Annotated in this window: 8 protein-coding genes, 1 rRNA gene and 1 riboswitch; of the genes, 8 read left to right on the forward strand and 1 reads right to left on the reverse strand. The window is 32.9% G+C overall.

What is annotated here, in order from left to right:
* The 3 genes from rrf to MHM83_RS09145 all read left to right on the forward strand — a co-directional run.
* Positions 1-87, forward strand: a 5S ribosomal RNA gene (gene rrf / locus MHM83_RS09135); the annotation flags it as partial.
* Positions 88-475: 388 nt separating this feature from the next.
* Positions 476-1759, forward strand: coding sequence for an acetyl-CoA hydrolase/transferase family protein (locus tag MHM83_RS09140; RefSeq protein WP_239179369.1), 1284 nt, complete (start codon positions 476-478; stop codon positions 1757-1759).
* A gap of 81 nt (positions 1760-1840) precedes the next feature.
* Positions 1841-3054 (forward strand): IS3 family transposase gene (locus MHM83_RS09145; protein ID WP_239179370.1). Its coding sequence is split into 2 segments (ribosomal slippage): positions 1841-2183 and positions 2183-3054, totalling 1215 coding nucleotides; the frame shifts between segments, so codons are not numbered across the junction.
* 40 nt (positions 3055-3094) lie between these two features.
* Here the strand turns inward: MHM83_RS09145 and MHM83_RS09150 are convergent.
* On the reverse strand, positions 3095-3817 hold the full coding sequence (locus MHM83_RS09150) for a DUF542 domain-containing protein (RefSeq protein ID WP_239179371.1): 723 nt from the start codon (positions 3815-3817) through the stop codon (positions 3095-3097).
* 272 nt (positions 3818-4089) lie between these two features.
* Between MHM83_RS09150 and msrB the strand changes: the two genes are divergently transcribed.
* From msrB to thrA, 5 genes are all read left to right on the forward strand, one after another.
* The gene (msrB, locus tag MHM83_RS09155) at positions 4090-4536 is read left to right on the forward strand and encodes a peptide-methionine (R)-S-oxide reductase MsrB (RefSeq protein WP_239179920.1); all 447 of its coding nucleotides are present in this window, start codon (positions 4090-4092) and stop codon (positions 4534-4536) included.
* Between the two features lie 14 nt (positions 4537-4550).
* Positions 4551-5096 carry a peptide-methionine (S)-S-oxide reductase MsrA gene (gene msrA / locus MHM83_RS09160; RefSeq protein WP_239179373.1) on the forward strand — a complete coding sequence of 182 codons (546 nt, stop codon included), beginning with the start codon at positions 4551-4553 and terminating at the stop codon, positions 5094-5096.
* 6 nt (positions 5097-5102) lie between these two features.
* Positions 5103-6668, forward strand: a complete 1566-nt coding sequence (locus tag MHM83_RS09165) for a protein adenylyltransferase SelO (protein WP_239179922.1) — start codon at positions 5103-5105, stop codon at positions 6666-6668.
* A 184-nt stretch (positions 6669-6852) separates the two neighbouring features.
* Positions 6853-6966: riboswitch (SAM riboswitch) on the forward strand.
* Positions 6967-7097: 131 nt separating this feature from the next.
* Entirely contained in the window at positions 7098-8390 is a 1293-nt protein-coding gene (locus MHM83_RS09170) for an O-acetylhomoserine aminocarboxypropyltransferase/cysteine synthase family protein (protein ID WP_239179375.1), read from the forward strand.
* Positions 8391-8523: 133 nt separating this feature from the next.
* Complete coding sequence (gene thrA, locus MHM83_RS09175) at positions 8524-11922, forward strand: bifunctional aspartate kinase/homoserine dehydrogenase I (protein WP_239179376.1); 3399 nt, start codon at positions 8524-8526, stop codon at positions 11920-11922.
* Positions 11923-12022: the final 100 nt, after the last annotated feature.

Below are 12022 nucleotides of genomic sequence, written 5' to 3' on the forward strand. Positions count from 1 at the left end.
CTCACCTCTTACCATTCCGAACAGAGAAGTTAAGCCCATTAGCGCCGATGGTACTGCCACAGGTGGGAGAGTAGGTCGTTGCCTTTCTTTATCAAACCTCAATCTTTTAAAGATTGAGGTTTTTTTTGATCTTTATTTTCGAGGGCATTATTGTAGTAAAAGCACGTTATACTGAATCAACTCACCTTATTGAATCTTCACTAAAGAAGATGTCACTATAGAAATGCCTACCGCGTAGTTTTTAATCCTTTTCTTGTTACTTTCAATCTTGATAAAGACCCTCAAAAACAACCGTATTTTAATGTTTAATATTCAACAGGAAATAGTTATACAGATGGGCTTTAGAATAACTATGAAATTAAGCCCTAGAAAAACTATAAAATATACTTTTGTCTAAAAATAAGTCTATGTATGATTTTTATCATTTATTTAAATAAGGTTTATGGGGAAATTTGCAGAGTAAAACTTTAGAATAATGAGAAAAGAGATTTGTATTGTTACGGCTGCAGAAGCTGTAAGTATTGTAAAATCAAATGATAAAATTTTCTTCCAAGGAGCAGCAATGACTCCTAATTTATTAATTGATAGCTTGTGTAATAGATATCATGAGTTAGATGATATAGAGATTATTCAAATCCACACACATGGTAAGGCAAAGTATTTAGAAGAACCATATTGTAAATCCTTTAAACTAGTTAGCTGTTTTGTAGGTGATAATGTAAGAAAAGGAGTAAATACTAATAATGGAGATTATATTCCTATTTTTTTAAGCGAAATTCATTGGTTATTCCGCCAAAATATTTACTCATTGGATGTAGCTTTTATTCAAGTTTCTCCACCAGATAAACATGGCTATTGTTCGTTGGGGACTTCAGTTGATATTACATTACCAGCTATTCAAACAGCAAAAACAGTTATAGCTCAAATTAACCCTAATGTACCTAGAACTCATGGGGATGGAATTATTCATATGAGTAATATAGATTATGCTGTAGAGGTTGATGTTCCAATACATACTTCTGAAATAGGAATACCTTCAGAAATAGAAAAAAAAATTGGGCAAAATATAGCTGAACTAATAGAGGATGGTGCAACATTACAAATGGGAATAGGTAATATACCAAATGCTGTATTACATAACTTAAAAAATCATCAACGATTAGGAATTCATACAGAAATGTTTTCTGATGGAGTACTACCATTAATAGAAAGAGGTGTAATTACTGGTGAAGAAAAAGAGATTAAAACAGGAAAGATAGTTACTTGTTTTGCCGTAGGTTCACAAAAGTTATACGATTTTATAGATGATAATCCTCTAGTACATTTTAAAGAGGCCGGTTATACAAATGATACTTCTATCATAAAGAAAAATCCTAAAGTAACAGCTATAAACAGTGCTATTGAAATAGATTTAACAGGACAAGTTTGTGCTGATACTATTGGGCAATACCAATATTCTGGAGTTGGTGGTCAAATGGATTTTATTAGAGGAGCTTCATTATCAAAAGGAGGAAAAGCCATTATAGCAATGCCTTCTGTTACCACAAAAGGAATTTCAAAAATTACTCCATTTTTAAAAGAAGGAGCAAGTGTAACTACGACCAGAGCTCATGTACATTATGTTGCTACGGAATATGGAGTGGTTAATTTGTTTGGAAAAAGTTTAAAAGAAAGGGCAAAAGCACTAATTTCTATAGCGCATCCTAATTTTATAGAAGAGTTAGAAAAAGAAGCTTTTAATCGATTTAAAAAGCTATAAAAAAGGGAGTGTTTAAACACTCCTCCTTTTTTTATAATTGTCTCGTCCTGAAATAAGTTTACACAATTTAGACTTATTTTTATGAAAAACAATGTATCCAAGAAGAAACGCACACAATGTGATTACAATTTAGGCTTTAAATTAGCTGTAGTTTCTCAAGTAGAAAAGAGCGAGTTAACCTATAAACAAGCTCAAAAGAAGTATGGTATTCAAGGGAAGAGTACTGTTTTGGTTTGGTTAAGAAAACATGGTACCTTAGACTGGAGCAAACCTGAATCAAAATCCAAAGAAACACCTGCCCAAAAAATAAAGCGATTAGAACGAGAATTAGAAGATCAGAAGTTAAAGAACATGATTCTCAATAAAATGATTGATATTTCTGATAGTCAATATGGGACTTCTATTAGAAAAAAGTATTTATCTCAACAATCCAAGGCATCAGACAAGAACAAAGGATAAGTTTATCTCGTTGTTGTCGATTGTTTGAGATATCAAGACAAGGATTCTATCAAAGCATTAAGCGAGAGAATACTCGAAGAGCAGAACGTTCTAAAATTAAACCTTTAGTCCTAAAAATACGTATGCAAATGCCTAGAATAGGTACTCGAAAGTTGTATTATTTACTAAAGGATGAGTTTAATAATCAAGAAATAAAAAGAGGTAGAGATGCCCTATTTGATTATTTACGCTCAGAATCCATGTTAATCAATCCTAAAAAGAATTACACTAAAACCACTAACTCTAAACATTGGTTACGCAAATACCCCAACCTAATCAAAGAAACAAAGATAGTGCGTCCAGAACAATACTTTGTTAGTGATATTACCTATGTAAAAAGTAGAGAACGAACCCATTATCTATCTTTGGTAACCGATGCTTTTAGTAGAAAAATTATGGGATACCATTTAAGTAATGATATGAGTGCAGAAAATGTAGTTAAAGCCTTAACTATGGCAATTAAAAATAGAGTTACATCTGGATCAATGATTCATCATTCTGATAGAGGGTTACAATATTGTTCAACAATATATCAAAACAAGTTAGCCGAAAAAGGAATAAAATCATCAATGACCGATGGATATGACTGTTATCAAAATGCTCTAGCAGAAAGAATTAATGGAATTTTGAAACATGAATTTTTAATTTATAAATGCAATACAGGTAAGGAATTAGAAAAACTCATTAAACAATCAATAAATATTTATAATAATCTAAGACCACACTTGAGTTTGAATATGAAAACACCTAACTTTATACACAACAAAAAACCTTTGAAGCTAGCTTCAAAGGTTTAATTAATATTTTATAAAAACTGTCAACCTATTTTAGGACGACTCAAATAATTTGTTTTTTTTCTAATTCTAGTGCTTTTCTATGCAGTATGTTGTGTTCTAAATGTATATGATGATATAAATCTTGTTCAAACTCTTCAAGTTTAATGTAAAGATCTTTATACGTATTAGAGACACTTTCTGGAATAGAGTAGTTATCTGTTAGTTTAGCTATTTCTCTAAAAAGATTATTAATTTCTTCATGTTCATATTCTAACATTTTTATAGGAGTATGTATCGTGATGAATGAAGGAATACTTATTTTTTTGTGTCTTTTGTCAGCTGCTATTAACTGTTTTATATAAGGGAAAAGTATTTGCTCTTCTTTTTGAAGGTGAGATAGAACTTCAGAAGAAGCTTTTCTAAATAGTTTATTAATTTTTAATAGTTCAGGATGTGTATTACCATAGGTTTTTATAACTTCATTTATATATTGAGAAATTATAGGTAAACTTTCTTTTACATAAGAATGATGTACATTTTCAATATAAAGGGTTAAAAAGTTTAAACTCCAAGTTTTATAATCTTGAAGTACATCACTAACGCTTTCAACATTTTCCAATTCACTTTTTAACGTATTTAAGTTTATTTTATTCTTTTGGCAGACTTTATTTATTGTTATATTTCCTTTGCAGCAAAAATCAATTCCATATTTCTTAAAAATAGGAGCTGTTTTTATATTCTCTATTACATAATCAGCGACTGTTCTATTATCTAAGACATTCATTATTTTTTTATTTTAGTAAATACTGATAAAAGCTTGTAATTTGTAATTATTTTAACTTAAATTATGTTATAAGTAAGAGGTATAGTGGTTTTTATTACAAATTAATAGGTAAAAGATGATTTAAAACATGATATAAATCATCCTTGAAAAAATTATTTAATTATCTTTTAAATTATGATTAAAGTTTTAGAGAGAATCATAGCTTTGTAAGTAACAACGAAAAGAAACTACTAATAAGTTAAATAAAACGAAAGAGCAGGATGAGCGACAAAATTTTAACTTGGAAAAACGTAATTAATTTTGCAGTTAATGGCAATCCAACACCTGATAAAAGAGTGGAAAAAACAGCAACAGAATGGCAAGAACTTTTAACACCAGAACAGTTTAGAATAACGAGACAAAAAGGAACAGAAAGACCAAATTCAGGAGCATTGTGTAGTGTTTATGATGCTGGCAAATATAAATGTGTATGCTGTGGCACACCTTTGTTCGATTCAACGATTAAATTTAGTTCAGGTACCGGGTGGCCTAGTTTTACGCAACCTATAAAAGAGAATGCTATTCAATATGAAAAAGATACTACTTTTGGTATGGTACGCGTAGAAGTAATGTGCAACATTTGCGATGCGCATTTGGGGCATGTATTCCCTGACGGACCAGAACCTAGCGGATTACGTTATTGCATTAACTCAGCATCAATGATTTTAGATACTGAATAAAAGAAAGTATATAAATGACAAATAATAATTTAGAACTAATTACCGTTGGTGGCGGTTGCTTTTGGTGCGTAGAAGCTATTTTAAATCAAATAAAAGGAGTAGAAGGAGTGGTATCTGGTTATATGGGAGGAACCGTACCAGGAACACCAACTTATAGAGAAATTTGTTCAGGTTTAACAGGACATGCAGAAGTAGTACAAGCAACATTTAATCCTGAAATAATAAGCTATGAAGAATTATTGGTGATGTTTATGACAAGTCACGATCCAACAACTTTAAATAGGCAAGGAGCTGATGTAGGAACACAATACCGTTCAGTGATTTTTTATCACAATGAAGAACAACATCAGATTGCGGAAAAAGTAGTAGAAAAGTTATCTCCTTATTATGAAGATGAAATTGTAACAGAAATAAGCCAAGCATCCGCATTTCATAAAGCAGATGAGAGTCACCAAGATTTTTATGAAAAAAATAAAGATCAAATGTATTGTGTAGTAGTTATTTCGCCTAAATTGGCAAAACTGAAAAAACTGTACGCAAGCAAATTAAAAGAACAATAGAACGTGTTGAAATTCAATATACAAAATACCTTTACTAAAGAATTACCTGCTGACCCAATTCAAGAAAATACTCGAAGACAGGTTACAGAAGCTTGTTTTTCGTATGTAACACCTAAAAAAACGTCCAATCCAAAAATAATTCATGTTTCGGATGAAATGGTAAAAACGTTGGGGCTTTCAGAAACAGCAATAGCTTCAGAGGAATTCAAGAATGTTTTTACAGGGAATAATGTATATAAAAACACACAACCGTATGCGATGTGCTACGGTGGACACCAGTTTGGACATTGGGCAGGACAACTAGGAGACGGTAGAGCGATTAACTTATTTGAAGCAGTTCATAATAACAAAAAATGGGCATTGCAGTTAAAAGGAGCGGGAGAGACACCATATTCGAGAAATGCAGACGGATTAGCAGTGTTACGTTCCTCTATTCGTGAGTATTTGTGTAGTGAAGCCATGCATCATTTAGGTGTACCTACAACAAGAGCTCTGTCTTTAGCTTTGTCGGGAGATGAAGTACTAAGAGATGTACTATACGACGGAAACGCTGCGTATGAAAAAGGAGCAATCGTATGTAGAACAGCCGAGTCTTTTTTACGTTTTGGTAGTTACCAAATATTTCCTGCTAGAGGAGATCTAAAAACATTAAAAACACTAGTTGATTATACTATTAAACATCATTATCCTCATTTAGGTGAACCTTCAAAAGAAACGTATGTTTCCTTTTTTAAAGAGGTAGCAGAGCGTAGTTTGGAAATGGTGATTCACTGGCAACGTGTAGGTTTTGTACATGGAGTAATGAATACCGATAATATGTCGATTTTAGGTTTAACCATTGATTATGGGCCTTACGGATGGTTAGAAGGTTATGACCACGGATGGACACCAAATACAACGGATAATACCCATAAACGTTACCGATATGGTTCGCAACCAGAGGTGGTTTTATGGAATTTATACCAGTTGGCAAATGCTTTATATCCTTTAATTGAAGAAGCAGAACCTTTAGAAGCAGTTTTAGAAAATTATCAAGAAAAATTTCCTGAAAAGTACATGCATATGATGCGAGAAAAATTAGGACTTTTTTCGTCAAAAGAATCAGATGGAACATTAGTTTCAGATCTTGAGGAAGTACTTCAAAAAACAGAAACTGATATGACCATTTTTTTCCGATTGTTGTCAGGTATTTCAAAAAATAATACCAAAGAGGAGGCAATCAAAAAAATAGAAAAAGCATTTTATACGCCTTCAGAAGTTGTAGACGAAATAAAAAAATCTTGGGAGAACTGGTTCAAAAGTTATATAGATAGATTACAAAACGAAACTGTTTTGGATGAAGACAAAAAAGAGAAGATGAATGCTGTAAATCCGAAATATGTACTCAGAAATTACATGGCACAATTAGCCATTGATAATGCAAATAAAAATGATTTTGTATTGTTAAATGAGTTATATTTACTGCTCAAAAATCCTTACGAAGAGCAACCAAAATATGAAAAATGGTTCGCAAAACGACCAGAATGGGCTCGAAATAAAGTAGGATGCTCTATGTTATCTTGTAGTTCTTAAGATAAAAATAATCATTATAATTTAGTTTAAATAAAGTGTTGTAAAATATTGGTTTTTAGTTGTTTATGTGTTTATTTTAAAAATAATTCAAAACACTTTTTTAAATAAAAATCAAAATAAATTTGGAAAATCCATTTTTATAATTGAATATTTGTGCTCGTAAAAGTTCAAACACTTATTGACGATGTTATCAAGAAAGGTGGAGGGATTAGACCCTATGAAACCTTAGCAACCCTTTGTGCAAACAAAGAAGGTGCTAAATTCTACCAGAGCGTAAAAACTCGTGGATAGATAACCCAAAGAAGTTTCTTTAATATCTACAAGAATCTTCTTATAATTTCTTAATAACATTTTTCTAGTAAGCAACATCTAAAAGTAGATGTGTTTTGGCTTTTGGTTTAATTTTTTATTAACTCAAAAACAAGAAAAATGAGTACACAAAAATTTGCAACAAACGCGTTGCACGCAGGACATGATGTAACACAAAACGGAGGAACAAGAGCAGTTCCTATTTATCAAACTACGTCGTATGTTTTTAATGATTCAGAACATGCAGCAAACCTATTTTCGTTAAAAGAGTTGGGATTTATTTACACCCGATTAAACAATCCCACCAATCAAATTTTACAAGATCGTTTAGCAGCTTTAGAAGGCGGTATTGGAGCTGTAGTGTTTGCTTCGGGTACGGCAGCAATTTCAACAGGTTTACTAACCTTGTTAAAAGCAGGAGATCATATTGTAGCTTCGAGTAGTTTGTATGGAGGAACCTATAACTTGCTAAACGTTACCTTACCAAGACTAGGAATTACGACGACGTTTGTAGACGCATCAAACCCAGATAGTTTTGCAGAGGCGGTACAAGATAACACCAGAGCTTTCTTTGTAGAGTCTTTAGGAAATCCGAAATTAGATGTTTTAGACTTACAAGCGATATCAGCACATGCAAAAAAGGCGGAAGTTCCTTTTATTGTGGATAATACAGTAGCAACACCTGCTTTGTTAAACCCAATAGAACACGGAGCAAATATTGTAATTCACTCGTTAACAAAATACATTGGCGGACAAGGAAACTCGTTAGGAGGAGCTATTATTGATGCTGGAACTTTTAACTGGGCAAATGGTAAGTTTCCTGAATTTACAGAACCTTCAGCAGGATATCACGGATTGGTATACCATGAAGCTTTAGGGGCAGCATCGTATACATTTAAACTGATTTTAGAAGGCTTACGTGATTTTGGAGGCGCGTTGAGTCCGACAAACGCATTCAACATCATTCAAGGATTAGAAACCTTAGAAGTAAGAATTCAAAAACACAGTGAAAATGCGTTGTCTATTGCCAAATGGTTACAAAAACAAGAAGAAGTTGCTTGGGTAAACTATCCAGGGTTGGAAGGAAACAAGTACAAAACTTTAGCAGATAAATACCTACCAAAAGGTCAAAGCGGATTGGTAACTTTTGGAGTAAAAGGAGGTTACGAAGCAGCTAAAACTATTGCAGACAACACAAAACTCTTTTCATTATTAGCGAATATTGGAGACACCAAATCTTTAATTATCCATCCAGCAAGTACCACGCACCAACAATTAAGTGATGAAGCTCAAGAAAGTACGGGAGTAACAAAAGACTTAATCCGTTTATCAGTTGGTTTGGAAAATATTGAAGATTTAAAAACCGATTTACAAGAAGCATTTGCTCAAATTCCTAAAGAAGTATTGGTTTAAAACAACTTGCGTTAGGGATTGAAGTGGCATCGTTTTGTTGTCAGTTCGAGTTTGCGAAGCAAGTATCGAGAACCAACAAAAGATATAACGGAAAGCCCGACCCTTTAAGGGAACGCCCATAAAGACATCAATAATGAAAAGTGATTTGCAGCATATTAATATTCTTAGTTATACCACATTAAGCGGTACACAATTCGATACAATTCCGTTAAGCTATCAAGTTTTTGGAAAAGCATTGGGTACTGCTCCTGTGGTACTTATTAACCACGCACTCACAGGAAATAGCAATGTTGCAGGAAGCCAAGGTTGGTGGCAAGATTTAATAGGAGAAGCCAAGGTTATAGATACTAATGAATATACCATTTTGTGCTTTAACATACCTGGAAACGGTTATGATAACTTCTTAATAGATGATTACAAAAGTTTCGTAGCACGTGATATTGCAAACATTTTTCTACAAGGGCTAGAACAACTCAACATAACACAATTATTTGCGTTGATAGGAGGATCTTTAGGAGGTGGAATAGCATGGGAAATGGCTGTGTTGAACCCGAAAATTACCGAACATTTAATTCCTGTAGCTACTGATTGGAAATCGACCGATTGGTTGATAGCAAATTGTCAAATACAAGAGCAATTTTTAATCAATTCTAGTAATCCTGTGCATGATGCACGTATGCATGCAATGTTGTGTTATAGAACACCAGAATCGTTTAAAAAACGTTTTCAGCGTTCAAAAAATGAAGAGTTACAGATTTTTAATGTAGAAAGCTGGCTGCTACATCACGGAAAAAAATTACAAGAACGCTATCAGTTAGCATCCTATAAATTGATGAATCAGTTATTAAAAACCATCGATGTAACAAAAGGAAGAGAAGAGCTAGATGTATTAGAGAGAATCGAGGCAGACATCCATATTGTAGGCGTAGATTCCGATTTGTTTTTTACTGCGGAAGAAAACAGAGAAACACATAAACAACTGGCATCTGCCCATGCGAATGTAACCTATAATGAAATTAATTCAGATCATGGGCATGACGCTTTCTTAATAGAATACAAGCAATTAGAAAAAATTATTGAACCTATATTCAATCAAAAATCAACAAATAAAAGAATGAAAATTTTAAAGTTTGGCGGAAAATCTTTGTCGAATGAAGGGATACAAAATGTAGTGTCTATCATAGAACAGAAAATTAATAATGGAGAGAAGATAGCACTGGTAGTATCAGCAAGAGGAAATGCTACAGATGAACTGGAAGAACTCTTAGAAAGAGCTGCTAAAAATAAAACTTTTAAAGAACAATTAGAAGCATTTCGATATGAGCAAACGAAATTAACTCCGTTAGTAGATTTTTCTACGGAATTTAATCGCTTAGAAAAGTTGTTTGAGGGAGTTAGTTTGTTAGGAGATTATAGCCAAAAGATAAAAGATGAAGTGTTAGCTCAAGGTGAGTTATTATCGATAAAAACGGTAACAGATTTATTACAACAAAAAGGAATCAATGCCCTAGCTACAGATTCAAGAACGTTGTTAAAAACGGATGAGATAGTTGGCAAAGGGCAATCGATTGTTGAAATTTCTAAAGAAAATGTATTAAATCACTTTAGACAATATAACGGAACAACTGTGAATGTGGTAGCAGGGTTTATAGCTTCAAACCTAAAAAACGAAACTACTACGTTGGGTAGAAATGGAAGTAATTATACCGCCTCGTTGTTAGCAAACTATTTAGATGCGGAAGAGTTGCAAAACTATACCCATGTTGATGGAATCTTCACGGCAAATCCTGATTTGGTGGCAGATGCTAAGAAGATAGAAGTATTATCATTTTCCGAAGCAAATGAATTGGCAAACTTTGGAGCGAACATTTTACATGCTAAAACAATTATTCCGTTGTTAGAGAAGAATATCAATCTACGAATTTTAAATACCTTCAATCCTAACGATAATGGTACATTGATTACAGCAAAATCAACCTTAAAAGGAATCAAATCCTTATCGGTTTTAGACAAGGTTGCTTTAATCAATTTTGAAGGAAGAGGTTTGTTAGGTAAAGTAGGGGTAGATGCACGTATTTTTAAAGCATTGAGTAATCATGGAATTAGCGTGAGCATTATTTCGCAAGGTTCTTCAGAAAGAGGAATTGGTTTAGTGGTCGACAAATCGAATGCAACTGCTGCTGTAAAAGCTTTAGAGCAAGAGTTTGAAAATGACATACAAACAAAAGATGTAAACCAGATTTCGATACAGGAAGAAGTATCGGTAATTTCAATTATAGGTCAAGATTTAAGTGAGTTTCATCAGCCATACAATGCGTTGATTAAGAACCAAATAGTTCCGTTGTTGTTTAATAATACGATTACAGGTAAGAATGTAAGTTTGGTAGTTAAAAAAGAGCAATTGCATAAAGCGTTGAATGTGATTCACGGTCAAGTATTTGGGGTTGCTAAAAAGATTAACATTGCTGTTTTTGGTAAGGGATTAGTAGGAGGGACCTTAATAGAACAAATTCTAGAGAACTCAAAATCAATTTTAGAAAGACGTAAAATTCACCTGAACATTTTTGCGATTGCCAATTCTAAAAAAGTATTGTTAACTAAAAATGGAGTTGGAACTAATTGGTCGAATGAGCTTGAAAAAGCAATAGAAGATAAGCATACAGTTGATACTGTAATTGACTATGCAAAAGAACACCACTTAGAAAATTTAATAGCAGTAGACAATACAGCAAGTGTAGATTTTATAGAAAATTACATTCCTTTAGTCAATGCTGGATTCGACTTGGTTTCTTCTAACAAAATAGCGAATACTGTTTCGTACGATTTTTATAAAGAGTTACGAAAAACCTTAGATAAAAATAAGAAGAGTTACCTGTATGAAACCAATGTTGGTGCAGGTTTACCATTGATTGATACGATTAAATTATTGCACGATTCAGGAGAGAATATAACCAGAATTCGAGGAGTATTCTCAGGATCATTAAGTTATTTATTCAATAAATTTTCTTCGGAAGACGTAACATTTTCAACGGTGTTACAAGAAGCCATTGATAAAGGGTTTACAGAACCGGATCCGCGTGAAGATTTATGTGGAAATGATGTTGCTAGAAAACTATTGATTTTGGCACGTGAATTAGATTTAGAAAATGAATTTGAGGATATTCAGATAGAAAACTTGATTCCAGAGGAGTTTAGAGAAATATCTTCTGATGAGTTTTTAGGAAACTTAGAAAAACTAGATGCTACATTTCAACAGCAAAAAGAAGCGCAAGAAGAGAAACATGTACTGAGATATATCGGAGATTTACATGGAGACTTACAACAAACAAAAGGAGGGTTAGATGTAAAATTAGTATCTGTACCAGAAAATTCACCTTTAGGAAGTCTAAAAGGTTCAGATGCCATATTTGAAATTTATACGGAGTCTTACGGAGAACAACCTATTGTCATTCAAGGAGCAGGAGCAGGATCAAAAGTTACAGCCAGAGGAGTGTTTGGAGACATTTTACGATTAGCCAAGAATAATAACTAGAAAAGAGAACAAAGAAAATAGAGATAAGATTTACTAAAGCCTTTGTCAGTTCGAGTGATTTTTATGGAGTGTTAACGAAGTAAAAATTGTATCGAGAACT

Source organism: Tenacibaculum sp. Mcav3-52, from assembly GCF_022347665.1.
GTDB lineage: Bacteria > Bacteroidota > Bacteroidia > Flavobacteriales > Flavobacteriaceae > Polaribacter > Polaribacter mesophilus.